At 57.3% G+C, this 26,037-nt stretch carries 28 protein-coding genes; 22 read left to right on the top strand and 6 right to left on the bottom strand.

Features of this window, described 5'->3' with window-relative positions; genetic code table 11:
• The first annotated feature begins 26 nt into the window (after positions 1–26).
• From ACFO3S_RS02210 to ACFO3S_RS02180, 7 genes are all read left to right on the top strand, one after another.
• Entirely contained in the window at positions 27–1,367 is a 1,341-nt protein-coding gene (locus ACFO3S_RS02210; protein WP_378091760.1) for an ABC transporter substrate-binding protein, read from the top strand.
• 76 nt (positions 1,368–1,443) lie between these two features.
• Positions 1,444–2,358, top strand: a complete 915-nt coding sequence (locus tag ACFO3S_RS02205; RefSeq protein ID WP_378091758.1) for a carbohydrate ABC transporter permease — start codon at positions 1,444–1,446, stop codon at positions 2,356–2,358.
• 11 nt (positions 2,359–2,369) lie between these two features.
• Positions 2,370–3,197, top strand: a complete 828-nt coding sequence (locus ACFO3S_RS02200; protein ID WP_378091756.1) for a carbohydrate ABC transporter permease — start codon at positions 2,370–2,372, stop codon at positions 3,195–3,197.
• Between the two features lie 2 nt (positions 3,198–3,199).
• On the top strand, positions 3,200–4,096 hold the full coding sequence (locus ACFO3S_RS02195; RefSeq protein WP_378091754.1) for an ROK family protein: 897 nt from the start codon (positions 3,200–3,202) through the stop codon (positions 4,094–4,096).
• 36 nt (positions 4,097–4,132) lie between these two features.
• The gene (nagA, locus tag ACFO3S_RS02190) at positions 4,133–5,323 is read left to right on the top strand and encodes an N-acetylglucosamine-6-phosphate deacetylase (RefSeq protein WP_378091752.1); all 1,191 of its coding nucleotides are present in this window, start codon (positions 4,133–4,135) and stop codon (positions 5,321–5,323) included.
• 1,076 nt (positions 5,324–6,399) lie between these two features.
• A complete protein-coding gene (locus tag ACFO3S_RS02185; RefSeq protein WP_378091750.1) occupies positions 6,400–7,110 on the top strand; it encodes a Cthe_2314 family HEPN domain-containing protein in 711 nt (236 codons plus the stop codon).
• A 33-nt stretch (positions 7,111–7,143) separates the two neighbouring features.
• Positions 7,144–7,914, top strand: coding sequence for an SDR family oxidoreductase (locus ACFO3S_RS02180; RefSeq protein WP_378092234.1), 771 nt, complete (start codon positions 7,144–7,146; stop codon positions 7,912–7,914).
• Positions 7,915–7,966: 52 nt separating this feature from the next.
• On the opposite strand, the gene ACFO3S_RS02175 is transcribed toward ACFO3S_RS02180, so the two are convergent.
• Positions 7,967–8,209 carry a NifU family protein gene (locus tag ACFO3S_RS02175; RefSeq protein ID WP_378091748.1) on the bottom strand — a complete coding sequence of 81 codons (243 nt, stop codon included), beginning with the start codon at positions 8,207–8,209 and terminating at the stop codon, positions 7,967–7,969.
• A gap of 100 nt (positions 8,210–8,309) precedes the next feature.
• Between ACFO3S_RS02175 and ACFO3S_RS02170 the strand changes: the two genes are divergently transcribed.
• Complete coding sequence (locus ACFO3S_RS02170; RefSeq protein ID WP_378091746.1) at positions 8,310–8,576, top strand: YuzB family protein; 267 nt, start codon at positions 8,310–8,312, stop codon at positions 8,574–8,576.
• Between the two features lie 18 nt (positions 8,577–8,594).
• On the opposite strand, the gene ACFO3S_RS02165 is transcribed toward ACFO3S_RS02170, so the two are convergent.
• Together ACFO3S_RS02165 and mqnE are read right to left on the bottom strand one after the other, a co-directional pair.
• On the bottom strand, positions 8,595–9,653 hold the full coding sequence (locus ACFO3S_RS02165; RefSeq protein WP_378091744.1) for an NAD(P)/FAD-dependent oxidoreductase: 1,059 nt from the start codon (positions 9,651–9,653) through the stop codon (positions 8,595–8,597).
• Between the two features lie 76 nt (positions 9,654–9,729).
• A complete protein-coding gene (mqnE, locus tag ACFO3S_RS02160; RefSeq protein WP_378091742.1) occupies positions 9,730–10,833 on the bottom strand; it encodes an aminofutalosine synthase MqnE in 1,104 nt (367 codons plus the stop codon).
• A 268-nt stretch (positions 10,834–11,101) separates the two neighbouring features.
• Between mqnE and ACFO3S_RS02155 the strand changes: the two genes are divergently transcribed.
• From ACFO3S_RS02155 to ACFO3S_RS02145, 3 genes are all read left to right on the top strand, one after another.
• A complete protein-coding gene (locus ACFO3S_RS02155; RefSeq protein ID WP_378091740.1) occupies positions 11,102–11,560 on the top strand; it encodes a hypothetical protein in 459 nt (152 codons plus the stop codon).
• Between the two features lie 55 nt (positions 11,561–11,615).
• Positions 11,616–11,975 (top strand): iron-sulfur cluster insertion protein ErpA, encoded by a 360-nt coding sequence (erpA, locus tag ACFO3S_RS02150; RefSeq protein ID WP_378091738.1) that lies wholly within the window; start codon positions 11,616–11,618, stop codon positions 11,973–11,975.
• Between the two features lie 429 nt (positions 11,976–12,404).
• Positions 12,405–12,653, top strand: coding sequence for a Spo0E family sporulation regulatory protein-aspartic acid phosphatase (locus ACFO3S_RS02145; protein WP_378091736.1), 249 nt, complete (start codon positions 12,405–12,407; stop codon positions 12,651–12,653).
• Positions 12,654–12,668: 15 nt separating this feature from the next.
• Here ACFO3S_RS02145 and ACFO3S_RS02140 read toward each other — a convergent pair whose 3' ends face one another.
• Positions 12,669–13,175, bottom strand: coding sequence for a hypothetical protein (locus tag ACFO3S_RS02140; protein WP_378091734.1), 507 nt, complete (start codon positions 13,173–13,175; stop codon positions 12,669–12,671).
• Between the two features lie 238 nt (positions 13,176–13,413).
• Here ACFO3S_RS02140 and ACFO3S_RS02135 point away from each other — a divergent pair, with 238 nt between their 5' ends.
• Both ACFO3S_RS02135 and sda read left to right on the top strand, forming a co-directional pair.
• Entirely contained in the window at positions 13,414–14,085 is a 672-nt protein-coding gene (locus tag ACFO3S_RS02135) for a YheC/YheD family protein (protein WP_378091732.1), read from the top strand.
• A 262-nt stretch (positions 14,086–14,347) separates the two neighbouring features.
• The gene (gene sda / locus ACFO3S_RS02130; RefSeq protein ID WP_378091730.1) at positions 14,348–14,491 is read left to right on the top strand and encodes a sporulation histidine kinase inhibitor Sda; all 144 of its coding nucleotides are present in this window, start codon (positions 14,348–14,350) and stop codon (positions 14,489–14,491) included.
• Between the two features lie 317 nt (positions 14,492–14,808).
• On the opposite strand, the gene ACFO3S_RS02125 is transcribed toward sda, so the two are convergent.
• Positions 14,809–15,804, bottom strand: coding sequence for an NAD(P)/FAD-dependent oxidoreductase (locus tag ACFO3S_RS02125; protein WP_378091728.1), 996 nt, complete (start codon positions 15,802–15,804; stop codon positions 14,809–14,811).
• A gap of 241 nt (positions 15,805–16,045) precedes the next feature.
• Between ACFO3S_RS02125 and ACFO3S_RS02120 the strand changes: the two genes are divergently transcribed.
• The 3 genes from ACFO3S_RS02120 (at position 16,046) to aspA (ending at position 19,124) form a co-directional block, all read left to right on the top strand.
• Complete coding sequence (locus ACFO3S_RS02120; protein WP_378091727.1) at positions 16,046–17,242, top strand: NAD(P)/FAD-dependent oxidoreductase; 1,197 nt, start codon at positions 16,046–16,048, stop codon at positions 17,240–17,242.
• On the top strand, positions 17,242–17,517 hold the full coding sequence (locus tag ACFO3S_RS02115; RefSeq protein ID WP_378091725.1) for a hypothetical protein: 276 nt from the start codon (positions 17,242–17,244) through the stop codon (positions 17,515–17,517). Before ACFO3S_RS02120 ends, ACFO3S_RS02115 begins: the two co-directional genes overlap by 1 nt.
• Before the next feature lie 188 nt (positions 17,518–17,705).
• On the top strand, positions 17,706–19,124 hold the full coding sequence (gene aspA, locus ACFO3S_RS02110; RefSeq protein ID WP_378091723.1) for an aspartate ammonia-lyase: 1,419 nt from the start codon (positions 17,706–17,708) through the stop codon (positions 19,122–19,124).
• 102 nt (positions 19,125–19,226) lie between these two features.
• Here the strand turns inward: aspA and hemQ are convergent, their stop codons facing one another.
• On the bottom strand, positions 19,227–19,976 hold the full coding sequence (gene hemQ / locus ACFO3S_RS02105) for a hydrogen peroxide-dependent heme synthase (protein WP_378091721.1): 750 nt from the start codon (positions 19,974–19,976) through the stop codon (positions 19,227–19,229).
• A 209-nt stretch (positions 19,977–20,185) separates the two neighbouring features.
• On the opposite strand from hemQ, the gene ACFO3S_RS02100 reads away from it, so the two are divergent.
• From ACFO3S_RS02100 to cysT, 6 genes are all read left to right on the top strand, one after another.
• Positions 20,186–20,497: a YuiB family protein gene (locus ACFO3S_RS02100; RefSeq protein WP_378091719.1), complete on the top strand. Its 312-nt coding sequence runs from the start codon at positions 20,186–20,188 to the stop codon at positions 20,495–20,497.
• A 37-nt stretch (positions 20,498–20,534) separates the two neighbouring features.
• Positions 20,535–20,954 (top strand): GtrA family protein, encoded by a 420-nt coding sequence (locus tag ACFO3S_RS02095; protein ID WP_378091717.1) that lies wholly within the window; start codon positions 20,535–20,537, stop codon positions 20,952–20,954.
• 74 nt (positions 20,955–21,028) lie between these two features.
• Positions 21,029–22,492 carry a DnaD domain protein gene (locus tag ACFO3S_RS02090; protein ID WP_378091715.1) on the top strand — a complete coding sequence of 488 codons (1,464 nt, stop codon included), beginning with the start codon at positions 21,029–21,031 and terminating at the stop codon, positions 22,490–22,492.
• A gap of 33 nt (positions 22,493–22,525) precedes the next feature.
• Positions 22,526–23,479, top strand: a complete 954-nt coding sequence (locus tag ACFO3S_RS02085; RefSeq protein WP_378091713.1) for an ATP-binding protein — start codon at positions 22,526–22,528, stop codon at positions 23,477–23,479.
• Positions 23,480–24,034: 555 nt separating this feature from the next.
• Positions 24,035–25,156 (top strand): sulfate ABC transporter substrate-binding protein, encoded by a 1,122-nt coding sequence (locus ACFO3S_RS02080; protein WP_378091711.1) that lies wholly within the window; start codon positions 24,035–24,037, stop codon positions 25,154–25,156.
• Between the two features lie 31 nt (positions 25,157–25,187).
• The gene (gene cysT, locus ACFO3S_RS02075; RefSeq protein WP_378091709.1) at positions 25,188–26,033 is read left to right on the top strand and encodes a sulfate ABC transporter permease subunit CysT; all 846 of its coding nucleotides are present in this window, start codon (positions 25,188–25,190) and stop codon (positions 26,031–26,033) included.
• The last annotated feature ends 4 nt before the right edge of the window (positions 26,034–26,037 follow it).

Below are 26,037 nucleotides of genomic sequence, written 5' to 3'. Positions count from 1 at the left end.
TCCTATCCACGAGAGGTGAACGTTCGATGAAGAAATCATGGCTAGCGATGCTTGCTTTTCTAACGGTGCTGGCAGGGTGCTCCTCCGGATCCGACAGCAGCGACAGTTCGCCCGCGAATAGCGAATCGACCTCCAAGACCAACTCTGCCGGGACAACGACTTTGAAAATTCTGACGCACTGGGATGCGGCGAACTCGAAAGCTTACCTTGACCAAGTCAAAGCTTATGAGCAGATCCATCCGAACGTCAAGATCGAGCTTCAGAACGTTCCGTTCGGAGAGCTGCTCAAGAAGATTACGGTATCCAACATTTCCGGGGAAGGCGCGGACATCTATCATATCTACAGCGCCTGGCTCCCCGAGCTGACGAGCAGCCAATCGATCGATCCGGCCGCCGGCGACTACCTTGCCGACATCCAGGCGGGATACGGCCAGAACATTCAGGACTCGGTCAGCATCGACGGCAAAATCTACGGGTATCCCACCGAGCTGACCGCCTATGCGCTGAACTACAACAAGCGTCTGTTCGAAGAGGCGGGGATTGCGGCGCCGCCGAAAACATGGGACGAGCTGCTCGATTACGCCAAGCGGCTGACGAAAATCGAAAACGGCCAAATCGTGCAGCAGGGGTTCGGCGTCATTACGGGTTGGGATTCGGGAACGGTTCATCCGTTTCTAACGCTGCTCCACTCTAACGGCGGCAATTTTCTTGCAGCGGACGGCAAAGCCGCGGAGCTGGACAGCCCCCAAGCGCTGCAAACGTTCGAGCTCTACAGCCAGCTGATCGACTCCCAGTCGACGAACCGGGAAATGAGTCCGGCCAACGCAAGCACGACCGGCGCCTACATGAACAACTTCGAGCTGGAAAAAACGGCAATGATCATTATGGCGAACTGGTGGAAGAGCAGTCTTCAAGCGACGATGGGCGACAAATACGCGAACGTGGCCACCGCTCCGATCCCTGTCGGCCCGTCGGGCACAGACTCCGTATCGGTATTCTATTCGTGGCTGTACTCGGTAAGCTCTCACAGCAAGAACAAAGAGGAAGCCTGGAAGTTTCTCCAATGGGTGAACTCGCCGGAGGCCGAAGGCAAGTCCTCCGTACAGGGGGATTGGCTGCTCTCCCAGGGCATTATCCCAAGCCGGAGCAGCGACCAGGAGGCGAACCGGGAGGCGCTGGGGGACGATTTCATGAAGACGTACATCGAACTTCTGCACCAAGCGAAGCCGTTCCCGATCGTGAAGGGCGCTTCGGAAATAACGACTGCCCTGCAGAAAAAAATCGAAGGCTTGATCTTCAGCGCTTCAAGCCCTGAGGATGCTTCCAAAGGAGCCGTCGCGGAGATCAACAGCATTCTGGGAAGATAAGGTGACCTCAAGCGTACGGATGGAGCAAGCTGCATTCCGTACGCTTGATCTTTAAATACGACTTGGAGGGGACAGGATGGAACTCACGATCGAAGAACCTAGAAGGCGCGGCAGGAAGCTCAAGGAAACGAACGGAGCCGCCGTGCTGCTGTTTCTCGGTCCGACCTTGCTCTTTTTCGCCATTTTTTTTGTGTTCCCGCTGCTCGCCACGGTGTATTTAAGCTTTCATCAATGGGATCTTCTCGGCCCCGCGATCGAAGCTCCCTTCTCGGGACTGAGCAATTATGCGGTTCTGATGAGCGACGACCGATTCCTGAAGGCGCTGACCAACACGTTTCTTTTCGTCTTGGCCAATCTGATCTTCATGCCAGCTTTGGCGCTGGGCGCCGCTTATTTGTTAAACGAGGTTAAAGTCGTGCCCTGGTTCTGGCGGCTGTTGTTTTTTCTTCCCGTCATTACTTCCGCGGTCGCCATGTCGCTCGTCTGGCAGTACATATTCGACCCGACTTACGGGCCGTTGAACGAGCTTCTGAAAGCGCTTGGCTTCGCTCCGCAGGGCTGGATCATGAGCACCAGGCTGTCGCTTGTGTCCATCGTCATCGTCTCCTTGTGGCAGGGAATCGGGTACCATGCGATCATTTATCTGGCCGGCCTGCAAGGCATCTCGGAGGATTACTACGAGGCGGCGAAGATCGACGGAGCGGGGGCGTGGAGAAGATTGATCTCGATTACGATTCCGCTGCTCAAGCCGACATCGGTGTTCGTCTTTGTCATGGTGGCGATTAATGCGTTTCAGGCTTTTACCCAATTTTACGTCATGACCAACGGAGGGCCGATGGATTCGAGCAACGTGCTTGGACTTTATATTTACCAGACGGCTTTCGAGTTTCTGAACATGGGCAAAGCGGCTTCGATGTCCGTCATTATGTTCATTCTGGTCATCGCGTTCTCGATCGTTCAGCTTAAAATGATGCGGCAGCAACAAGAATAGGAGGGGAAGACGTGAGACCGGCGCTTAAGCAAACTTTGATTTGTATTCCCTTGGCCGTTTTCGGTTGTTTTATGGCGTTCCCTTTCGTATGGATGCTTCTTTCCTCCATCAAGTCGGCCGAGGAAATTATTCACGTCCCGATTACGTGGTTTCCCGAAAACCCTCAATGGCATAACTACAAGGACATTTGGTCGGTCATTCCGCTCGGGAATATGTACGTCAACAGTTTGATCGTCACCGTCCTGATCGTCATTGGCGTGCTTCTCACCAGCTCGATGGCGGGCTTCGCCTTGGCCAAATACCGGTTCAAGGGCCGAGAGGTGCTGTTCATGCTCATTTTGGCGACGATGATGATCCCGTTTTTCGTTCTGTTTGTTCCGCTGTTTTTTATCATTAAAGAACTCGGATGGGTGAACACCTACGCAGGCCTCATCGTGCCTAACATCGTAACGGGCTTCGGCATCTTCCTCATGCGGCAGTTTACGTCGGGCATCCCGGACGAGATGATTCAGGCCGCGCGAATCGACGGAGCTTCCGAATGGAGAGTGTACTGGTCGATGATTCTTCCCTTGCAGAAGCAGGCGCTTGCCGCTCTGGCCATCTTCTCGTTCGTCTACCAATGGGACAGCTTCCTCTGGCCGCTGGTCGTCGTGAGCGACGAAGGGATGAATACGCTGCCGCTGGGCATCAACATGCTGCGCAACGCTTACAGCTCCCAAGCCAACATGAATATGATGATGACCGGCTCGACGATCATTGTCATTCCTTCGCTGATCGTATTCGTCCTGCTTCAGCGGTATTTCATCAAAGGCATTACGATGACGGGAATGAAGGGATAGGGATGGAAGTGTTGAAAACGGGCATCGGAATCGATATCGGCGGAACGAAAATATGGGCCGTTCTGGCCACGGAGCAGGGAACGATCATCGAAGAGGTCAAGCTCGACACGGAAAAAACGCGCAGCGGCCTGCTCCGTCAGTTGGACGAGCTGGTCGGGCATTTCGCCGCTGCTTCGTTCAGGCAGGGCATGGGCACTCCTTACGGAGTCGGAATCGGACTGCCCGGGAGAGTGTCGGAGAAGCTCGTTCAATGGGTTCCCAATCTTCCGGAGCTGAACGGCCTGGATCTGGGGGCGCATGCCGACGAGCGCTGGGCGATTCCTGCGCGGCTGCAGAACGACGGTCAGCTGGCGCTCTACGGAGAGCAGTGGCTCGGGGCCGCACGGAGCCGCCAATCCGTCGTCATGCTGACGCTGGGCACAGGGATCGGCGGCGGCATTATGGTGGACGGCAAAGTGCTGAGAGGGGCGAACGGGACGGCGGGCTCGATGGGCTGGCTGACGATGGATATGACCGATTCGGGCGATCCGGAGCAGGGCTGGCTGGAGCGCATGGTGTCCGGAACGGGCATTCACCGGCGCGCTTCCCGGCTGTCCGTGCCGCTGAGCGGCAGAGAGCTGTTCGACAGAGCGGCCGCCGGGCATCCCGAGGCGCTGGAGCTGGTCCATCAGATCGGTTATTGCATCGGAGGAGCGGTAGCCAACCTGGCGAGCGTATTCGATCCCGAGCTGGTGCTGATCGGCGGCGGCGTATCGCTGCAGCTCGACAGGATGATGCCTTCCCTGCGCAGCGCGATGGAACGGTACGGATCTCCGTCGGCGAGAGACGTTCCCGTAGCGGCGGCGAAGTTATCGGAGAAAGCCGGCGTGCTGGGCGCGCTGAGACTGGTCTTTCTCTAGCGATGGAAGCATCTCTTACGGAAAGGAACGAACACGATGGAGAATGAACTGAGAGGGCACTTCTTGACGCCCGAAGGACAGGTGAAGAGAGGCGTCGTTGCGATTGCGGACGGCACGATCGTTCGATGCGAGTTCCATGCGCTTTCGAACCGCGAAGAGCAGGAGGCTGAAGGCGTCATTTTTCCGGGATTTATTGACGTTCATGTTCACGGCGGCGGGGGTGCGGATGTGATGGACGCCTCTTCCGACGCGTTGGATACCATCTCTCGTACGCACGGGGCTAGAGGAACGACGGGGTGGTTGGCTACGACGGTTACCCAATCGGCGGACGCTACGGATCGCGCGATCGACGCGGTCGTTGAATATATGAAATCCGGTCGCAACGGCAAAGTCGGGGCGGCGGCGCTGGGCATTCACTTGGAGGGGCCCTTCCTCAACCCTAAGCTTCGGGGCGCGCATCGCGAGGATGGCGTCCGGCTGCCGGACATGGAGCAGTTCGTCCGCTGGTGCGAGAGAGCGGAAGGCGCGGTTAAGATGATTACGCTCGCCCCGGAGCTGGAAGGAGCGCAAGAGCTTATCCAGGAGGCCGTTCGGAGGGGCGTTGTCGTCTCGGCGGGACATAGCGACGCCACGTGGCGCGATATGGAGAAAGCGACGGAGTGGGGCGTGTCTCACGTGACGCATCTGTTTAACGCGATGCGCCCGCTGCATCACCGGGAACCGGGAATTGTCGCTTTCGCTCTGGGCAGCGCGGCGGTAACGGCCGATCTCATCGTGGACGGCATCCATCTTCATCCGGGCGTCGTCGATTTGGCGCTCGCCAGCAAAGGGGCCGGCAAGCTGCTGCTGATCACCGACGCGATGCGAGCCGCCTGTCTGGGCGACGGGGAGTACGATATCGGCGGACTTCCCGTTCAGGTCGTGAAAGGGGAGGCCAGACTTCAAGACGGAACGCTGGCCGGCAGTCTGCTAACGTTGGACGAGGCGTTCCGCAGAATGGTGGCGCATCATCGGGTATCGCTGGCCGACGCCTCCGGCATGGCTTCCGCCAATCCGGCCGCCCTGCTTCGACTTGATCCGCACACGGGCCGGATCGCCGAGGAAATGAAGGCGGATTTGGTCCAGCTGCGCCCGAACCGCTCGGTCGGCTGGACGATGGTGAACGGGAATTTCGTTTACGGCCGTCCGGAAGCCGAGATTGCTTCCGCACGGAGGAAGCGGGACTGACAAGTTCGGCATGTTGCGGTTGGCCGAACGCAAGCTCTTATTTCGCTAACCTTGCCTATGCGAGCGTTAGCGTTTTTTTATAGCAATCGGTTTTTTTCCATGACTTGCCCGTCGGAGCTGTCGCATAACCGTCCGCCAGACCGCTGCAGGCAGCCATCCGCTCCGATCCGGGGAAGACCATTCCATGGGGGGACATCAATGTTGTCAGGCTAGGCAACGGTTAAAAAGCGGCCTTGCAGGAATCGTCCCAGTTGCCGGCGGAGTCCCGACGGCCATCGCGAACAAAGGCCAACTCGCGCCAACCACCAACCCTCGCCAACCTAGGCCAGTCAACTACCCCCGCCAACCACCGCCAGTCCAGGCCAACCTACGCTTGCCCACCAACTTACGCTTGCCCACCATCCTACGCTGCCCACCAACTTACTCTTGCCCACCAACTTACTCTTGCTCACCAACTTACGCTTGCCCACCAGCTAACCCACCAACCTACGCTGCCCACCAACTTACGCTTGCCCACCAGCTAGCCCACCAACCTAAGCTTGCCCACCAACCCCCGCTAGCCCACCATCCTACGCTGCCCACCAACCCGCGCCTACGCCACCCCACTAACGTAACGGTTGCCAGAGCCGCTAATTGTGCCATTTTCGCAGTACGGAGGTTGTAACGGTTGCAGCAGCGGCTATTTCCGCCGAAAACGCGCCGTTTCGCTCGATCACCCCCAAATAAGCGCGGTGGCAACCGTTAGCTTTTCCTTTTTCGGGAAAACGATCGATTAAGCGCCACTGCAACCGTTAGACGTTGCCGAGAGGATGGGCGCCACCGATCGCATGCCACCGATCGCATGCCACCGATCGCATACCACCGATCGCATACCACCGATCGCATACCCAATAACGCTGCAAACAGGATAAGGAACAACAAGAGCGCCCAAATTCCAAGTTGATCGATACTTCTAAGGCTGACCGATGGGATCTGCAGGCGTGAGGCGAAACAGGGAAGCCTTCCGCGTTCGGTTGAGCGAGTCGTCTCTTTTGCGTTACAATGGGACAAGATGCGAGATGCTGGGGGGAGCGCCGATGCTTAGAGTTCTATTCGGGGAAACACCTCGCGAGTGGACGGGCAGGTCGCTGGAGACGGTCCGTTCCATCGAAGCGTTCGCCCGCCGCTGCTCCGAGCTTGCGGATCGCCGGCCGGAACATGCGAAGAAATGCCGGACGTTCGAGATTTGGGCGGAAGGTCTGCTGCGCTCGATGAACGAGCTGGAGCAAAGCTGCTACGCCGCCAAGAAGTACGCTTTGCAAATCGGGCATTCCCGGCTTGAGGCGTTCACGCCGGAGGAGAGAACCAGCTACGAAAGGCATGTATATTTCGACAAAAACGCCTACATTCGTTTTTTCGCCGTGCTGGATAAGCTGGGAACGCTGTTGAATCAGCTGCTGGCCCTACGGACGGAGCGAATCAAGTCCCGCTATTCCTATTTTACGGTGCTGAGGAATATGCGTCAGAATGGGCTCCATACGGAGCTGATGAAGCCGCTGAACGAAATCAAGGAGCGGCATCAGGCGGCGATGAGCCGTCTGCGCAGCCGAAGGAACACGGAGATTCACCAGATGAACGCCGAGTTGAGAGACGATCTGCAGCAAAGCCTGGCCTACGACGGCGAGCGAAGAACGCTCGAGGATCTCGGCTCCAATATGGAGGATCTGGACCAAGGCTGGGCTATGGTTCGGGACTCGCTGCATGTCGCCTTTCGATATGCGTGCGGCGAATTGCGCCGTATGGAGTAAGCGGACAACGGGACGGAGGGAAACCGAGTGAAGCTGTTGGGCAGAACGGCGCTGGTGACCGGCAGCGCCAAGGGACTGGGGCGCCGGACGGCGCTTGAGCTGGCAAGCCATGGCTGCGACGTGGCCATCAACTACGTGAACAGCCGGGACGAAGCCGAGCGGCTTGTCGAAGAGATCGAAGCTTTGGGCCGCAAGGCGTACGCGATTCAGGCGAATATCGCGATCGCTGCCGACTCGGAGCGCCTCGTGTCAGAAGCGGAGAGACGGTTCGGAAGCGTCGACATTCTCGTCAACAACGCCGGACCTTTCATTCGGGAACGGCGCTTGTTTGCGGATTATTCCTCGGACGATATCCATTATTTGATGAACGGCAACCTTGTCGGCACGATGCTGATGGACCATCGGGTGCTGCCGGGCATGCGGGCCAGACAGTGGGGGAGAATTATCCATTTTGGCTTCGGCCACGCCTCCGAGGCGAGGTCTTGGCCTCATCGAGCCGTATATGCGGCGGCCAAGGTCGGTCTCGTCTCGTTTACGAAGACGCTCGCGGTGGAGGAAGCGGCCAGCGGCATTACGGTGAACATGATCTGTCCCGGAGACATTCGCGGCGACAACAAGGAGAAAAGCATCGCCGACGTCGTCCATCTGATGGACGACGAGTCGCCCCGGGGAAGACCGGGCAGCGGCGAGGACGTCGCCCGAATGATCGCGTTTCTGTGCATGCCCGAATCGGACTTCATCACGGGCAACACGATCGACGTGTCCGGCGGGCTGGATCCGATCCGGACGATGCTGAAGCGATGACAAAAGGTCCTGCCGGACGGCAGGACCTTCTACGCTTCCCTATGAAGGAAAATCAGAACACTTGAACGACTTCCTGAATGCCTTCGACTTCTTCCAGCAATGCGCGCTCGATCCCGGCTTTGAGCGTGATCGTGGAGCTTGGGCAGCTGCCGCAAGCGCCCATAAGACGCAGCTTGACGACGCCGTCTTCGATGTCGACGAGCTCGACGTCTCCTCCGTCGCGCTGCAAGAACGGACGCAGCTTGTCGAGAACGTCGCTCACTTCATCGTACATGCTTGGAGCATTTGTACTCATGATCATCCACTCCTTTCTAACGTCTATTATAGTACAAATAGATCCATTTTCAAACCGACCAACTTTAGCATTTTTCACAACCGGAAAGGAAATGAAACGAATGAACGTCGTGGAGTATTGCGTCAGCAACGCCCAACACGGGACGGACGAAGCGTTGAAGAAGCTCGAAGAGCTGCCGGATACCGAAGTCATCGAGTACGGATGCCTCGGCAACTGCGGCGAGTGCTTCCTGTCTCCGTACGCGCTGGTGAACGGAGAGAGCGTCGTGGCCGAGACGGCCGAACAGCTGTACGAGCTGGTGCTGGAAGAAATTCGCAAGCAGGAGCAGGAACGGATCGCCCTGGATAAGCTGCTGGACGATCTCTGATCCGCGGACCGACCGCCATCAGCCGAAATGCCGTTTGCTTTTCCAGAGCACCCCGCTCTTGAGCATGCGGGGAATGCGGCCGAGCAGCGGCGTTGCCCCCATCAGTCCGAAGCCGGCTTTCTTGCCCAGGGAGCCGAGAACTCCCTTCAGCTTGATTCGGCCAAGTCTCGGCTCCTTGCCCTGCCAGCGGGCCAGAATGACCTCGGCGACCTGCTTGCCCTGCGCCCCGGCCAGCTGCGCGCTTGGGGAGAACGGCTGGCTGGAGCAGTCTCCGATGACGTAGACGCGGGAAAAATCGGGCAGTTCGTGATATTCGTTCACGATCAGACGTCCTTGCGGGTCTTTCGGAAGCGCCATCCGCTGAACGAGCTCGACCGGCTGAATGCCGGCGGTCCAGACGGTCACGTCCGTCAGGATGGGCTCGGAGCCATTATGAATCACGCCTTGCTCCAGCGAGGTAATGCCGATGTGAGAGCGCATCTCCACGTCGTGCTGGCGGAACCAGGAGGCGACGTATTCCTGCAGCTTGCCCGGAAATGCGGACATGACGCTGTGGCCGCGATCCAGAATGCGAATGTTAATATCCGCCCGGCTCTCCCTGAGCTCGGCGGCCACCTCGACGCCGCTCAGCCCTCCGCCCACGATCGTCAGCTGGCCGTAAGGGCGAATGTCGTTGATCTGCTGGAACGTGCGGCGGGTCGAGGAGAGCGATTGGATGCTGCACGCGTAATCGGCCGCTCCGGGAATGCCGTGGTAGTTGTCCGTGCAGCCGAGCGCGACGACGAGGGAATCGTAAGCGATCGGATCGCGGTTGGAGACGCGAACGACTTTGTTATCCAAGTCGATGTCGGTAATATTGCCGTAAACCATTCTTAGTTGCGGATGAACGGGATGGTTGACGCGGATTTCGAAATCGGATACGGTGCCTGCGGCGAGCGCGTAATACTCCGTTTTTAAGCCTTGATAAGGCATGCGTTCGACGAGAACGATCTCCTTGTCGCCCGGGATCTGCTCCAGAAGCTCCTGAACGACCATCATCCCCCCGTACCCGCCGCCTAGAATTACGACCTTGCTCATACCTGGTCTCCTTTGATGTCTGTTATCTTTAGTATGACACAGAAGAGTCCCCGTCTACCCGACGGGGAACTCTGAATTATTCGTATCGTTTAATCTCGTTATAGAAGGTGTCGCGCTCCACCGGAATTCTTCCGGCGCCCTTGATGAGCCATACCAGATCTTCTCGCGTAATGCCGGACGGAGTTAGCGCTCCCGCCGCGTGGCTGATTTTCTCGCGGACGATCGTGCCGTGCGCGTCGGAAGCCCCCATCGTCAGCGCGACTTGCGTCAGCTGCGTGCCGATATTGATGAAATAGGCTTTAATATGTTGAATGTTGTCCAGCAGGAGACGGCTGATCGCGATCGCCTTCAGATCGTCGAATGCGGAATTGCGCCGGCGGATGCTGGCCTTCGGGCTGATCGGCTGCATCGACAGCGGAATAAACACTTGGAAGCCGTTCGTCTCGTCCTGCAGCTCCCGAATGTGGAGCATATGCTGCACGCGTTCCTCCAGCGACTCCACGGAGCCGTACAGCATCGTGGTGTGCGTGCGCAGGCCGAGGCCGTGAGCCGTCCGGTGGACGTCTAAATACTGCTCGATGTTGGCTTTCGTCACCCGCATTTTTTTCCGGTACTGATCGGACAGAATTTCCGCGCCGCCGCCCGTCAGCGTCTCCAGGCCGGCTTCGATAAGCCGCTCGAGCACCTGGCGGTACGACAGGCCGGAGATGCGGGAGAAGAAATCGATCTCGGCAGCCGTGTAGGCTTTGATCGTGACGTTCGGATACTGGATCTTCAGCGCCCGAATCGACTCGACGTAATACTCGAAAGGCACGTGCGGATTATGTCCGCCTACGATATGGAACTCGCGCACGCCCGGATGGATATGCTGCTCGACGTAGTCGATCATCTCCTGCGGAGACAGCGTATAAGCGCCCTCCTGCCCTTCGTCCTTGCGGAAGTTGCAGAACGCGCAGCGCGCTTCGCAGACGTTCGTAAAGTAAAGGCTCATGTTCTCGATAAAATAAACCTTTTTGCCGTTTTTCTTCAAATTCACTTCGTTGGCCAATTGCCCGATCGTGAGCAGATCTTCCGAGCGGTAGAGGAATACGCCGTCCTCCAGAGTCAATCGTTCGCCGTTCCGGACTTTGTCGGCGATTTCCGCCATTTGGCGGTCGGGGTGCGTCGTAACGAGAGTCATGGCATGCGCCTCCAGCCGTAATGAAATGACAAAGCAGCGCGATGAAGGATCATCGAACTACTTTCCCTTATCACATATTTGTGAAAAAAATAACTTTCCAATAAATCAATAAAGGTAATGGTTAACAACCTGGTAATATTATAAACCCGAACCTGTTTTACGGCAACTGGAAATAGAAAACGTATAAACTCTGGCAAAATAGGGAATCAACTTGAATAATAAGAAAATTATGGTTAATGTAAAAGTAAATTGATGAACGAGGCGGTGCGTGAAGCTGAAACCGGAGATTTTGCCACTGAGCGAGCTGGAGAAAATGGAAGAATCCCAGAAGATTCAAACGCTGCAGCAATATCGGGCGGCTTATACGATCAAGGATTTGAGCCAGGCTTGGAACTTGAACAATCCGATTCAATATTACATGTGGCTGAAGAAGCAGCGCATCTACGAACAGATCGTGCGCCGGTCGGACAAGTTCGAGCCGTCCAAGGAGTGGAAGAGAATGCAGGCCGCGGGAGCGCTCGGCTCCGAGCAGAGCGGCTCCGTGCGCGGTCCGTCTGCGGATCAATTCCGCTATACGCTCGATACGGAGTCGACCGGGCAAGAGCTGGCCTTCGTCTTTCGCCGGCTGGCGGACTTTCTGCTGAACGAAGGCGGACAGTTCCGCTGCCGCATCGAGCTGAAAGCGATCCCGCAGCAGACTGCGGGCGATGCCTCTCTTGAGGCTTGAGGTTCTCTGGAGTATACTGAGGAGGAGAACAGCAAGTCAAGGAGGGGAACCTGCAATGGTGAATATCAGCGAATCGGCTTCGGAGAAAATACAGGAAATGCTTGCCGCGGAGGAAATTCCGAATTTGTTTCTGCGCATCGGAGTCCAGGAAGGCGGATGCAGCGGCTTCTCATACGGCATGGGCTTCGACGACGAAATCCATGAAGGCGACAGCGAGATGGAGATCGGCGGCGTAAAAGTGGTGGTCGACAGCGACAGCATGAAATATTTGCGCGGCCTGGAGATCGACTGGAAGGAATCCGCCATGGGAGGCGGCTTCACGATCCACAATCCGAACGCCACCGTCACCTGCGGCTGCGGCAGCAGCTTCAGAACGGCGACCGATGCGGGCAATCCGGCTGCCGATCCTTGCTAATCCGGGTCGCTGCGCGTTAGCCCGCTCGGCGTGATACAAAGGTTAACCCATGAATGCATAGGAATAAGGCCTCTATGGCGATGTCGTCTGCGACGATAGCGTGAAGAGGCCATTTTTGCTTGGTGATTCGGAAATTATAAAATTGCTATCCTTTTCTCAATCAACTCCGGCAAAAACGCGATTCTGCGTCTAGAGGACGCCGAAGGCGTTTTTGCTTGAATCCATATCTGAATCACCTCCGACATAAACGTTATCTCGCCGGTCCCAAGGACGGCGTAAGCCGTTTATGCTTGAGAAAATAGATTTGATCTTGACGAAAACACTAACAATTGCTTAATATTTTTTGTGGAACTTTCCAAAAACTTTCGTTTTATGATAAGTTATAACATGATATGGAAAAAGGAAATGCCATTGGGAGAGGGATGAAAGTTGGAATTTCGCGAATTGAAGCTGAAGGTGATTAAACGAAATATCGAAAATTTGAGAAACGAGATGATTCTGGCCTACGTCAAGAATGGAGCGGACATGCGCAATTCGAGGGTGCTGGAGATTTCTCAGCTGCTCGACGAGCAGCTTAACCGCTACGAGAAGTGCCGGAAGCCTGCCAGAACGTCAAGCAAGGGCCATGCGTTCGTCTATCGCCCCCGGCGCGCCAAGAACTTCTCGGTGCACAGCTGACGGCAGAAGACGCGCTTAATTCGCTTTCTTGACGCCGTAAGTCAGCGTCACCGTTACTCGTTCCGATATGTTTTCATTCGGGAATATCCCGACAAGCAGACTATAGGTGTCGTTGCCGCCCATCAAATTGACGGTCGATCCGTCCGTATATTCGGCGTATTCGAAGCTTCGCTGCCGGAAAGCCCGACGATAGTAGTCGCCGGCTTCTTTGGCGTTCCCCCGAAGATTGAAGGTGCACAAATAACCGATCCGATCGAGGGTGCTCGTGCTGAGTGCGTTAAGCTCTTCGGCTTCCTCGGGAATCGGGACGTCCCGCAGGAGGCGAAGGTCGTCGTCGAGCGCTCGGTCCGCTTCGGCGCCGTTAGCCTGTCCGCTCTCCGGCGTATCCGTCGCTGCCGCTCCCGGCGGCTCTCCGCTCTCGGACGAGCGGGCTGCCGTTCGCCTCTCCGCCGGCGGCTCCGGCGGGAATGCCGCCGTCCGCCAACCGTTCGTTAGCCTTCCCCATAAAGCCGCCCATCGCAAGAGCGGCCGCCTCCTTTCCGTACCGCCCATCCGCATTCACCCCCCCGATTCATCCTCCCTCTATCCGTATGCCCGGAAAGCCGGCCTCATGTCGTCTTTTCCCGCATTCGGTCCGTCCGATTCGCGAAATCTATTGGCTGCTTGGCAAATAGAGGCGAATCTCCGGCGTCATCTATCCAAGAACCTGTCCCGAGAAACGAGTATATATACATCATACCCTCAGGAAAGGAGCCGTCATATGGAGGTAACGATTAGCCGGCAGCTGGCCAACAAGTGGGTGAAGACGAACGCCTTGCGCTCGAATCCTTATATCGCCGGACATATTCCGCCTTCCAGACTGCTGAACGCGGCGAACTTGCGCACCATGATCAACCGGTACGGCATGGTCGTCGTCAAGCCGGTCCGAGGCGGCGGGGGAATCGGCATAATCAAAATCGAAAAGCTCGGTTCGTCCTACAAAATGACGCATAGGTCCAGCAAACGAACGTTCTCGACATTCGGGGGCCTGATGAAGGCATTGAACGCTACGCGCCTGAAGAGAGCTTATTTGATTCAAAAAGGAATCCGGCTTGCGACGATCGGAGGAAGACCGATCGATTATCGGGTAAAATACGTCAAGGAGAACGGCACATGGAGATATCGGTCGATGGTGGGGAGGCTGGCGAGACCGGGGCTGTTCGTGACGAACCTGTGCCGCGGGGGCACGCTGATGACCGCCGCTCAAGGCATTCGGCGCTCGTTGTCCGCGAAGCTTGTCAGAAAGAAAAAACGCGAAATGCGGCATTTGACGAAAGCCTCAACGGCGCTGCTTGAAAGCCGGTATCCGGGCATCGGGCAGCTGGGCTACGATTACGGCATCGACCGTAAGGGACATATTTGGATGCTGGAGGTCAATACTCGACCGCAGTAATAGAGAGAAACCGACAACATTTTCTATAGAAAGCCGTAATAGAATATTTTGCGGTCATGAAAGTTGTTTATCGATAAACCGCCGAAAAAACTGTGCATAACTTCATCCACAATATACACACCGATAAATCAAGGGTTACTGGCAGATTTCAACAAAATGCACACAAGTTACACACACCTCCTTGTGGATAATTGTCGGCTTGTCCACCCGGCGCAAGGCATGCTATGATGCCTTACACAAACCAAAGGAGAGGGTGTGGGTCATGTTGCCAACGTTAACCGACGAACTGCTGTTGGACGCTTATCGCAGCGCGCTGCGCATGCAGCTGGATAGGGAATTCGTGCGCCTGCTGCGGACGGAAATCCGGAGAAGAAAGCTGTCGGTCCCCGAAGAAAGGATCGTCTAGATATGCCACAAGGCAATTTCTACCGTGAATTCATAGGGGCAGCCGTCGCAGCGGACGATATGCCGGCAGGTCGTCCTTTCGGCTCCGGAGGGAGCTTCGAGGGCCGCGAGTTCGGGTTCGTAGGGAGAATAGGGACCGCTCCAATCGCTCGCACGACCTTCGTCTTCGGCTGCGGAACCGCAATTCGGACAAGAAATCTCTAGGGGGCTTAAGGCGTTGCAGACCGGACATATCAAATTGGGCATCCTCCTTAGGCCGGCTGTACCGGTATTCCTAAGATAGGATGCCCTTATTGTTGCACAGGATCGCGTTCCGGTTCAAAATTTCATATTGCTGCTGTGTCCCGGGGACAGCTTGGCTTCCGGATCGACGTAGACCTTGGCGTTGTTGATGGCGGTCGGCGCTTCTCCGAAGCCGACGGCGATCAGCTTCAGCTTGCCCGGATAGGTCGTAATGTCGCCAGCGGCGAAAATGCCGGGGATGCTCGTTTCCATTCGGGAATCGACGACGATCGAGCCGCTTTCGATGTCGAAGCCCCACTCCGCAATCGGGCCGAGAGAGCTGACGAATCCGAAGTTGACGATCACCGCATCGACCTCGCGCTCGATGACCGCTCCCGATTTGACGTCGGTCAGCGTCACCCGCTCGATCACGCCTTCTCCGTACAGCCCCGTAATCTCCGTAGGCGTGACGACTTCGACACTGGACTTCTTCAACAGTTCGACGCTGTGCTCGTGGGCGCGGAATTTGTCCCGGCGATGGACGAGCGTCACCTTCTCTGCGATCGGCTCGAGCATGAGCGACCAATCGAGCGCCGAGTCTCCTCCTCCGCTGATCAGCACCTTCTGCCCGCGAAACCGCTCCAGATCGCTGACGAAGTAGTGCAGATTCGTCTTCTCGTAGACGGAGGCTTCGGGCAGCTCCAGCCGGCGAGGCTCGAAAGCTCCGACGCCCGCCGTAATAATGACGGATCGCGCATGGTGAACCGCTTTATCGGTAACAATCTCGAAGAGGCGTTCCTCGATCTTGGTTACTTTCGACACCTTTTGCTCCAAATAAACGCCGGGCTTGAAAAGCTCCAGCTGGGTTTTTAGATTGTTGACGAGCTCCTGCGCGGTGACTTTAGGAAATCCCGCGACATCGTAAATATATTTCTCGGGATACAGAGCGGCAAGCTGGCCTCCAAGCTGAGGCATGCTTTCGATCAGGCTGACGGACATTTTCCTCATGCCGCCGTAGAACGCCGCGAACATCCCGGCAGGTCCTCCCCCGATAATCGCGACGTCGACGACTGGCGAATGGCTGGAATCCAAGTGTGACACCTCCGTAAATTGATGTCGATTAGCGGTCGCTAAACGTCTTCATTATAAACTTGTCGACAAGGAGAAGAAAGCTTTTTGTAGAGATGCCCAAATATATTCGTAAGAATGAACCTTGAAAATTGTTGGAAAAGCCGCTATGATCTACTCTAGAGTTTCGATTAAGTGTTTTAGCGAAAGAGATTGTGTAAAATTTCACAAGACTAACACACAAAGGGATTGGATGGGATCATCAATGAGCAGTATACCTAAGATCGTCATTCTGGGCGCAGGCTATGGCGGTGTGTTGACATCGCTCCGGCTGCAGAAGGAATTGAATTATAATGAAGCGGATGTCACTCTCGTCAACAAGCACGACTATCACTACATTACGACGCACCTGCACATGCCTGCCGCCGGTACGGACAACCCGGAGAACGCGCGCGTCAACATTTCCAAGCTGATCGACGAGTTCAAGATCGACTTCGTCAAGTCGACGGTCGTGCAGATTCGCCCGCAGGACCGCAAGGTCATTCTGGAAGACGGAACGCTCTCTTACGATTATCTGATTATCGGTCTCGGAGGCGAACCGGAAACGTTCGGCATCCCGGGAATGGTCGAGCATGCGTTCAACATTCGCAGCATCAACTCCGTTCGGCTTATTCGCGAGCATATCGAGTATCAATTCGCGCGCTTTAAGCGCGAGCCGCACCGTACCGACTACCTGACGTTTATCGTCGGCGGAGCCGGCTTCACGGGCATCGAATTCATCGGCGAGCTGGCCGATCGCATTCCCGAGCTGTGCAAGCAGTTCGACGTCGACCAGTCGCTCGTTAAAATCATCAATATCGAAGCGGCGCCGACAGCTCTTCCGGGCTTCGATCCGGAGCTGGTCGAATACGCGATGCAGGTGCTTCAGAAGAAAGGCGTGACGTTCCGCATCGGCACGGCCGTCAAGGAGTGCACGGCGGACGGCGTTATCGTCGGCGAGGGCGAGGAGATCAAGTCGCAGACGGTTATTTGGACGGGCGGCATTCGCGGCAACCGTCTTATCGAGGAAGCGGGCTTCGAGACGATGAGAGGCCGCGTGAAGGTCGACGAGTTTCTGCGCGCTCCCGGTCACGAGAACGTGTTCGTTCTGGGCGACAACTCGCTGGTATTTAACCCGGACGGCGGGCGGCCTTATCCGCCGACGGCCCAGATCGCGATGCAGCAGGGCGTCAACTGCGCTCACAATCTGGTGGCGGCCATTCGCAACCAGCCGCTTAAGCCGTTCGTGTTCCATAACAAAGGCGCCGTGGCTTCGCTCGGCAAGGGCGAGGCGATCGGGCTGGCGTTCGGCAAGAAGTACAAAGGTCGTACGGCCGCATGGCTGAAGAAGCTGATCGACCTTCGCTATTTGTTCATTATCGGCGGCATTCCGCTCGTGCTGCGCAAGGGCAAATTCCTGTAATGAGACATTGCAGCGTGCAAGTGCGGGGCCTGTTGACGCGAGACGAACTGGACCGTTACAACGCGCTGATGGAAGTGGGCGCTTATCTCGAAACGCAGAAGCGTTACGATCTCGTCGCCATCGTGCAGGCCGAAGTGGACTTGCTCATTCAGCCGGGAATCGAGCGGCTGAAGGAGAAGGGCCGGGCTCGCGACCGGATGACGCAGGAGTATCTCGAAGAGAAGCGACGCGCAGAATGGGAAGCGCAGATGCGCGCCACGGAAGATGAAGAGTAACCGAACGAACGGGCGGACTCGAATCGCTCCTCGCTAAGCGGGGGAACGATCGAGTCCGTTTTTTTTACGCGATTATGCGTCTAGAGGACGCCGAAGGCGTTATTGCCTGGTTTCGGCTATCCATCGCTTGTTGGTGTACAATAAAGGGGAGACCAAACCATACAAGCGATGCAGGGAGGAGAAGAGAGATGCCCGGAAGACTGGAGAAAGATTCGATCGGCAGCAAGGAAGTTCCCGAAGAGGTGTACTACGGAATTCAGACGTTGCGGGCGGTAGAGAATTTTCCGATTACGGGGGTCCCGGTTCATCCCGAGCTGGTGATCGCGCTCGCGCGGGTGAAGAAGGCTGCGGCTCTGGCGAACCTGCAGCTGAGGAGGCTGCCGGCGCAGATCGGACAAGCGATCGTGCAGGCGGCGGAAGAGGTCGCGGGCGGGAGCCTGTCGGACCAGTTTATCGTCGATTCGATACAAGGGGGCGCAGGCACTTCGATCAATATGAATATGAACGAGGTGCTGGCCAATCGGGCGCTGGAGCTGATGGGACGCCCCAAGGGGGATTACTTCCATTGCAGTCCGAACAATCACGTCAACATGTCGCAGTCGACGAACGACGCCATTCCGACCGCGCTTCGCATCGCGGCCCACCGTTTGACCGAGCAGCTGCTGAATACGATGGAAGAGGTGCGTCAAGGATTTGTTCGCAAGGAAGCGGAGTTCGACGATGTGATCAAAATGGGAAGAACCCATCTTCAGGATGCGGTGCCGATTCGTATGGGCCAGGAGTTCGGCGCCTACTCCAGAGTGCTGGAGCGGGATATGGGACGCATTCGCCGCGCCTCCGAGGGGCTGCTTGTGGTCAACATGGGCGCGACGGCGGTCGGCACGGGCCTGAACGCCACGCCCGACTATATTCGTCTGGTCGTGGAAAGCTTGGCCGAGGATCTCGGCATCCCGGTTCGCTCCGCGCCCGATCTGGTCGACGCGACGCAGAACACGGACGCTTACACGGAGCTGTCGGCGGCGTTGAAGGTGTGCGCCGTCAACCTGTCGAAAATTTGCAACGATATTCGCCTTATGGCTTCGGGACCGCACGTCGGCCTGAACGAGCTTTTCCTCCCTCCGAGGCAGCCGGGCTCGTCGATTATGCCGGGCAAAGTCAATCCGGTGATGGCGGAAGTCGTCAACCAGGTCGCGTTCCAGGTGATGGGCAACGATCATACGATCTGCATGGCTTCGGAAGCGGGCCAGTTCGAGCTGAACGTCATGGGACCTGTCATCGCCTTTAATCTGCTGCAGTCCTTGCAGGTGCTGCAAAGAGCGCTCGACGTCTTCAACCGGTTCGCGCTCGAGGGGATGGAAGCGAACCGGGCCAGATGTCAGGCCTACGTCGACAGAAGCTTCGGCATCGTCACCGCGCTGAACCCGCATCTCGGCTACGACGTGGCGGCGCAGCTCGTGAAGGAGGCGATGAAGACCGGCATGACGATCAAGGAGCTGATTTTGGAGAAAGGCTTGCTGACCGCGAAGGAAATGGACGAAATTCTCGATCCGATCCAGATGACGACGCCGGGAATCGCCGGGGAGCGGCTGTTGAAGGATCAGGGCTGAACGACAAGACCGCGCCTCTCCCGTAAGGGGGCGCGGTCTTGATCGGCGGAAGGACGCGAGCGCGGGGAAAGACGTTTCCCGATCAGAGGGCGTCTGCCTCCGTCAACCTCTCGGGAGCAGGCGAGAGAGCGCTTCTTCGCTCAGCAGATTGCCGACGAAGAACGACCCGAATTCGCCGTAGCGCGCGCTCACCTCATCGAATCTCATCTCGTAGACGAGCTTCTTGAATTGCAGCGCGTCGTCGGAGAACAGCGTGACTCCCCATTCCCAATCGTCGAAGCCGACGGAGCCCGAGATGATCTGCTTCACTTTGCCCGCATAGCCGCGTCCGATCATGCCGTGGCTTCTCATCAGCGTCTTGCGCTCCTCCATCGGCAGCATGTACCAGTTGTCCTGAAGGTTGCGCTTCTTGTTCATCGGGTAGAAGCAAATATGCTTGCTCTTTGGCAGGATCGGCTTTAAGCGGGCGGCGATCTCCGGCACCTGCATCGGATCGACGCCGGGCGCGCCCATATAGTTGCTCAGCTCAACCACGCTTACATAAGAGTAGGCTTTCGTCGTATAACGGGCGAAGGCGGAACGGTTGAACGCGTTCTCGATCTCGTTCAGCTCCGCCAGCGTTTCGCGCAAATGCATGAGGAGGAAGTCGGCTTTCTGGCCGACGATCGAGTAGAATGCGAAGCTGCCTTCCTTGCGCTCCTCGACCGCCGTCCAATCCGAGCGCAGCTTCGCCAGCTCGTCCAGCGCGGCGTTTTTTTCCGCAGGGGAAGCGGCGTTCCAGGCCTGCCAGTCGATCGTGCGCAGATCGTGCAGCACGTACCATCCATCCAATGTTTGAGCGGCTTCACTCATCGTTCATCTCTCCTTGTTCATCCTTAACTAGTACCATTGTATACCATTGTAGCCCAAGCAGAGAGCGGGGGGCAAACGCGCAGACGGCCGGATACGGGCAAAAAGGCCGTTTTCGGACCAATGTTCACAGCTCATTCACACCCTTCGCGTTGACGAGGGCCTGAGCAGCTTGTAAACTGGAAAAGAGTCTTATTTTGGAGGTTTGCGTAATGATCGGTGGAGTCGTTGGTGGAATATTGTTCGGCATTATCGGCTCGCTGCTTTGTTTAGTGCTGTTTTTCGGCATCGGGTTTATTTTGAATATGCTGATTAAGACGACGTGGTTCCCGCTATGGCTGTTCGTGATCGTTATCGTGCCGCTCGGCATTTGGCAGCTATGGCAGGACGATTTGACGGTGACCGAAAATATACAATCGCTGCTCGTGTCGGATACGATTCTGATCGTGGCCGGAGGGGTCGGCGCTTATCTGAGCGGTTGGTCGATCCGCGCGCTGCGGCGCGGCGGCTATAAAATGTTCTAGCGGCGGCCGGCGGCTGCGCGAAGTCGGGAGGAGTCGAATGCTCCGGTTATCGGAAGGGATAAAAGTGGCGAAGTACGCGCTCGTGGGCGGGGTGAACACGGGAGTGGATTTCGCCGTTTTTTGTGCGCTGGTCTACGGCCTGGGGGTTCCGTCCGCCGGAGCGCAGGCGGCGTCTTATGCGGCCGGGGTGGCGAACAGCTATTTGCTGAACCGCTACTGGACGTTCAGGGTTCGCGGCAAGCGAAGCGCGGCGGAGATGCTGCGCTTCGTCCTCGTCAATGCGGCGTCTTTCGCGGCGGCGACGGCAGCGCTGCTCGGGCTGGAGCGCGGAGGGGTGGAGTCCGCGATCGCCAAAGCGATCTCCGTCGCCGTCTCCCTTGGGGTGAATTACGCGGGTTACCGGCTGTGGGTGTTCGGCGGCGGCCGGCAGCGGCGAATTCGGGAGCCTGAATCTTGAAATCTATGCTACAATAGAAGGATCATCACTTCGAAGAAGAGAGTGTCGATCTCGCGATGCGCGTGTCGAATTTAATGGAATTTACGGAAAGTCATCGATTTATCGTCAGCAGAGACTTCGCCCTCAGCGGCCTGGACCGGAGAACGTTCGTCTCCCTCTACCAGCCGATGACGGGGGCGGTGTCGGCCGCTTTCTATCAATTGCTCTATCATCAGATCGCCGAGGATACGGCGGGCATCTCGGCTCCGGAGTTCCAGCGCAAGCTGTTTCTGGGATTGGGCGTGGAGCTGAACGCCGCCGGCCGGCAGACGGTCGTCGACGCGGCTTCAAGGCTGGAAGCGGTCGGACTGCTGCAGGTTTACCGTCATCATAATCCGTTGTCGGAGGAGACGCTGTACGAGTATTCTCTCGTGGCTCCGCTCCGTCCTGCGGAGTTTTTCGCGAGCGAGCATCTGACGCTGCTGCTCTGCGACAAGATCGGCAAGAGCGCGCTGCTTGAGCTGCGCGACGTCTTCGGGCCGGAGCCGCCGGCGGAGCTGGCGCGTTTCGTCAATCGGGAGGAAGCGACCGTTCACTTCTCGGAGATCTTCCGGATCAGCGCGGGGCTGATCGATCCGGAGCTGGAGGCCGGCTGGTCGGAGAGCGCCGTCGCCCAGGAGCGCCCGTCGTTTCGCCCTGCGGATCGGATTCGGCACAGCGAGATTATGCTTCGGTTTCCGCGCGGCTCGGCGAACCGGGCGTTCGTAGAGCGGCTGAACCGGGCGCCTCAATCGATGGCCCAGATCAACTATTTGGCCTACAAATACGATCTGGAGGCGCCCGAAATATGCCGATTGCTCGACGAGGACGGCATTTTCCGGCACGACGGCACGCTGCTGTGGGACAACTTGCAGCACCGGGCGAATTTAATGTACCGGCAGGACCGCAAGCGTGCGGAAGAGAGGGAACGGTTGATGGCCAGAGGAGAGGGCAGGGCGGAGCTCGTGCAGACGGACGAGCCTGTCGTCATTCCCCCCTCTATGCTGATGGACATTCCCGAGAGATTCCAGGAGAACGTATCGGCAGCCCGATACAACGAAATGCTTCGCCGCGAGCCGTATACGCGAATGCTGGCCCGCTATTTTCCCGGGGAAGTTCCGGACAACTTCGTGCGCGTATTCGAGCGCATCGATCTGAACTACAAGCTGCCGGAGCCGGTCATTAACGTGCTGATCCATTACATCTTCTCGCTTGACCGGGCACAGCGTCTCACGAAATCCTTCGTCGACGCGATCGCCTCGAACATGCTGGCCAAGGGGATCGACACGGTCGAGAAGGCCATCGCTTACGTTCGCGAGCAGGAGAAGCTGAACGAAGCGCTCGACCGCAAAAATCGCGGCGACGAGCCCCCTCGCGCCGAAGCGTCCGGCTCGCGCGGCGGAGGGCGCCGCAAGCCCGTCATGTCGGTCGTCAAGGATACGGGACCGGCGGAAGACGTCACTCCGGAGGAGCTGGAACGAATGCTGGCGCGGGCGCGCGAACGGAAGAGCAAAAAATAAGGCCGGTAAGCGGCTCGAGTGGAGGTGCGCAGAATGGAATCGTTGAAGGAGGCTTTGCGTCGGCTTCCGTTCCCCCGGACGGGCCCGGGGAAGGATATCGCCGAGCAGGTGCTGGCCGATCCGCTCGTCGTTAGCCTGCGGAACCGATATCCCGAGCTGGACGATCATGTGCTTCGTCTGAATTTGAATCGGCTCTATCAGATGACGAAGGAGTATCGCAACTGTCAGGCCTGCCCGGGACTGGACGCTTGTCCGAACGATTTGCAAGGTCATTCGACAGGCCTGTCGTGCGAGAGTCTGAACGGCCGCTGGCAGATCAACGATTACAAAAAACCTTGCGACAAGTGGACGGCTTACGAGAACCAGGAGCGGATCCGCCGCCGGGTGACGAGTCTGTACTTGGATCCTTCCGCGCTTGGCGAATATTATGACGAAGAAGAAATGATCCGTCTGGACCCGAATCGGGCGCCTGCCGTAGATTTGCTGCAGGAATACGCCGATCGGGCGGAAGAATCGGGCTTGCCGAGCCGCGGCTTGTTCCTCCAGGGCGACTTCGGCACCGGCAAAACCTATCTGGCCGGGTATTTGCTTCAGAGGCTGGCCAAGTCGGGTTTTTCGGGCGTCATCGTCTATATGCCGGAGTTCGTCGAGGACGCCAAGGCGCTTATGTTCGAGCCGCAGAAGCTGAAGGAGACGGTGACGATGATGAAGGAGACGGATCTGCTCGTCTTCGACGACATCGGCGCGGAGAACTTGACCCCGTGGGTTCGCGACCATGTGCTCGGCGCGATTCTGAATCATCGCATGAACCGCAAGCCGACCTTCTACACGTCCAATCACGATCTCGGGAATCTCGAGAAGCACTTCAGCTTCACCCACAAGGAAGGCGAAGAGATGCACAAAGGACAGCGCCTGATGGACCGCATCCGCCCGTTCGTCGACGTCGTCCATGTTCGGGGGCGCAATCATCGCGGCGCCGGGAAGTAGCGGGCAGCTGCCCGCAAACAACCCAGGCCGTCGATGCTTCGTGCTGCCTGCCTTCCCTCGCATGAAATTGTCTACCCTTATTTAAGCGAAAAATCCCCCCTGCATTGCGCCGTTTCGCGCTATGATGGAATGGGGGATTTTTTGGTTTGGAGACACCATGGACAGATAGGGAAGGTGACGCATACGGACACGATTTTCGGGCGCTTAAAAACGTGACGTTCAAAAATCGAACGGTTTCCGCCGGTTAGGCGGGTTGAAAACGGCCTTCTCGCGACGCCAAGACGTCGGAGGGAGGCCGTTTTGCCGTTTTAGCTCCAAAAAAGATTTATAAGTTTTTTTGATAGACACTTATTGACAATTCGCTTGTTCACCTGATAAGATTTCACCAATACCAAGTAATTTTATATGATTTACATGGTATATAGGTATTATTGGCAAAAGCGGGCGCGCAAACAGCACAAAGTTGGCCGTCTCGCGAGCGGAAATTCGTTCCCGAGCTGCCGGAAGGGCCATCCGGCGCACGGAAACGCAAAATTATCGGAATGGTTGGGGTGGATGAATGTGGAGGTCTTGAACAAGTGGAAACTTCTGCTGGTTGCGGCGTTGATTGTTACGGTGCTGTCTGCATGCGGCTCCAAAAACAACGGCAGCGCGCCGGCTCATGCGGCTTCGCCGAGCGGGTCGGCCGCAAGCGAATCGGCGGGCGCCTCTTCTTCGGAGGCGGCAGGCGAGGAAAAGCCGAAAGACATCGAACTGCTGAACGTATCCTACGATCCTACCCGCGAGCTGTATGAAGAGTTTAACGCAAGCTTCGCTGAATATTGGAAAGAAAAGACCGGCGGCAAAATTACGATCAAGCAATCCCATGGCGGCTCCGGGAAGCAGGCCCGCTCGGTCATCGACGGCCTGGAAGCGGACGTCGTCACGCTGGCGCTCGGCTTCGATATCGACGCGCTCATAGAGCCGGGCTTGCTGAACGCCGATTGGCAGAGGACGTTCGAGCAGAACAGCACGCCGTACACGTCCACAATCGTCTTTCTCGTGCGGAAGGGCAATCCGAAAGGAATTCAGGATTGGGACGATTTAATCCAGGAGGGCGTTCAAGTCATTACTCCGAATCCGAAAACGTCCGGCGGCGCGCGCTGGAACTACTTGGCGGCATGGGGCTACGCAACGCGGACGCTCGGCTACGACGAAGCGCAGACGCTCGATTTTCTGAAGAAGCTGTTCAAGAACGTTCCGGTGCTCGACACGGGAGCCCGGGGATCGACGACGACGTTCGTCGAAAAAGGAATCGGCGACGTGCTGCTGGCCTGGGAGAACGAAGCTTATTTGGCGCTGAAGGAGTTCGGCGACCATTACGAGATCGTTACGCCTTCCTTAAGCATTCTGGCCGAGCCGCCGGTTGCGATCGTCGATAAAAACGTCGACAAGAAGGGGACGAGGGAGGCGGCCACGGAATATCTCCAATACCTGTACACCGAACAGGGTCAGGAGATCGCCGCGAAAAACTTCTACCGCCCGCGTCTGCAATCGGTAGCCGACCGCTATAAGGACCAGTTCGGCGAGCTGAACCTGCTGACGATCGACGAAGACTTCGGAGGATGGAACGAAGCGCAGGCGAAGCATTTTTCCGACGGAGGCACGTTCGATCAAATTTATGCGCCGGGATCCTGACCAAGGGCCGGCAGGAGGTTGACGCGGCTTCATGATTCGATTGGGAAAAAAAGAACGGATATTGCCGGGCTTCTCCATCACCCTGGGCTTTACGATCCTCTATCTCAGTCTGATCGTATTGATCCCTCTGGCGGCTTTGGCCGTCAAATCCGCTGATCTGTCCCTCGAGCAGTGGTGGAAAACCGTAGCCGATCCGCGCGTCGTAGCCTCTTACAGACTGAGCTTGACGACAGCGTTCGTCGCGGCGGCGCTCAACTTTTTCTTCGGTTTGCTGCTGGCCTGGGTGCTCGTACGTTACGAGTTTCCCGGCAAGCGAATCGTGGACGGACTCATCGATTTGCCGTTCGCGCTGCCGACAGCGGTGGCCGGCATCGCGCTGACGACCATCTATGCGCCCAAAGGCTGGATCGGCTCCCTGCTCGAGCCTCTGGGCGTCAAGGTGGCGTACACCCCGATCGGCATTACGATCGCCCTGCTGTTCATCGGGATTCCCTTCGTGGTGCGGACGGTTCAGCCGGTGCTGCAGGATCTGGAATCCGATATGGAGGAAGCGGCGGTCATGCTCGGCTCGTACCGGCTGCGCATTTTCTTTAAGATCATTTTGCCGGACCTGATTCCGCCGCTTCTGACGGGGTTCGCCCTGGCGTTCGCCCGGGGCATCGGCGAGTACGGCTCGGTCGTGTTCATCTCCGGCAATATGCCGATGAAGACGGAAATCGCTCCGCTGCTGATCATTACGAAGCTGGAGCAGTATCAATACGCGCAAGCCGCCGCAGTCGCCGTCGTGCTGCTGTTGATCTCCTTCGCTCTGCTTCTGGTCATCAACATGCTGCAAAGGTGGAGCAACCGCCGTCTGCGCACGGTGAAAGGGGGCTGACCGA

The sequence above is a fragment of the Cohnella hongkongensis genome (genome assembly GCF_042654645.1).
Classification (GTDB): Bacteria; Bacillota; Bacilli; order Paenibacillales; family Paenibacillaceae; genus Cohnella; species Cohnella hongkongensis.
This window is presented reverse-complemented; position numbering and strand designations above follow the sequence as displayed.

Bases quoted from the DNA above. Each gene is read 5' to 3' on its own strand.
- ACFO3S_RS02090 (WP_378091715.1), top strand. From the start codon at position 21,029: ATGGAATTTACGGAAAGTCATCGATTTATCGTCAGCAGAGACTTCGCC.
- hemQ (WP_378091721.1), bottom strand. From the start codon at position 19,976: ATGAGTGAAGCCGCTCAAACATTGGATGGATGGTACGTGCTGCACGAT.
- ACFO3S_RS02210 (WP_378091760.1), top strand. From the start codon at position 27: ATGAAGAAATCATGGCTAGCGATGCTTGCTTTTCTAACGGTGCTGGCA.
- cysT (WP_378091709.1), top strand. From the start codon at position 25,188: ATGATTCGATTGGGAAAAAAAGAACGGATATTGCCGGGCTTCTCCATC.
- ACFO3S_RS02165 (WP_378091744.1), bottom strand. From the start codon at position 9,653: ATGAGCAAGGTCGTAATTCTAGGCGGCGGGTACGGGGGGATGATGGTC.
- ACFO3S_RS02175 (WP_378091748.1), bottom strand. From the start codon at position 8,209: ATGAGTACAAATGCTCCAAGCATGTACGATGAAGTGAGCGACGTTCTC.
- ACFO3S_RS02195 (WP_378091754.1), top strand. From the start codon at position 3,200: ATGGAAGTGTTGAAAACGGGCATCGGAATCGATATCGGCGGAACGAAA.
- ACFO3S_RS02115 (WP_378091725.1), top strand. From the start codon at position 17,242: ATGAGACATTGCAGCGTGCAAGTGCGGGGCCTGTTGACGCGAGACGAA.
- ACFO3S_RS02120 (WP_378091727.1), top strand. From the start codon at position 16,046: ATGAGCAGTATACCTAAGATCGTCATTCTGGGCGCAGGCTATGGCGGT.
- erpA (WP_378091738.1), top strand. From the start codon at position 11,616: ATGGTGAATATCAGCGAATCGGCTTCGGAGAAAATACAGGAAATGCTT.
- aspA (WP_378091723.1), top strand. From the start codon at position 17,706: ATGCCCGGAAGACTGGAGAAAGATTCGATCGGCAGCAAGGAAGTTCCC.
- nagA (WP_378091752.1), top strand. From the start codon at position 4,133: ATGGAGAATGAACTGAGAGGGCACTTCTTGACGCCCGAAGGACAGGTG.
- sda (WP_378091730.1), top strand. From the start codon at position 14,348: ATGTTGCCAACGTTAACCGACGAACTGCTGTTGGACGCTTATCGCAGC.
- ACFO3S_RS02135 (WP_378091732.1), top strand. From the start codon at position 13,414: ATGGAGGTAACGATTAGCCGGCAGCTGGCCAACAAGTGGGTGAAGACG.
- ACFO3S_RS02185 (WP_378091750.1), top strand. From the start codon at position 6,400: ATGCTTAGAGTTCTATTCGGGGAAACACCTCGCGAGTGGACGGGCAGG.
- ACFO3S_RS02100 (WP_378091719.1), top strand. From the start codon at position 20,186: ATGATCGGTGGAGTCGTTGGTGGAATATTGTTCGGCATTATCGGCTCG.
- mqnE (WP_378091742.1), bottom strand. From the start codon at position 10,833: ATGACTCTCGTTACGACGCACCCCGACCGCCAAATGGCGGAAATCGCC.
- ACFO3S_RS02170 (WP_378091746.1), top strand. From the start codon at position 8,310: ATGAACGTCGTGGAGTATTGCGTCAGCAACGCCCAACACGGGACGGAC.
- ACFO3S_RS02085 (WP_378091713.1), top strand. From the start codon at position 22,526: ATGGAATCGTTGAAGGAGGCTTTGCGTCGGCTTCCGTTCCCCCGGACG.
- ACFO3S_RS02080 (WP_378091711.1), top strand. From the start codon at position 24,035: ATGAATGTGGAGGTCTTGAACAAGTGGAAACTTCTGCTGGTTGCGGCG.
- ACFO3S_RS02205 (WP_378091758.1), top strand. From the start codon at position 1,444: ATGGAACTCACGATCGAAGAACCTAGAAGGCGCGGCAGGAAGCTCAAG.
- ACFO3S_RS02095 (WP_378091717.1), top strand. From the start codon at position 20,535: ATGCTCCGGTTATCGGAAGGGATAAAAGTGGCGAAGTACGCGCTCGTG.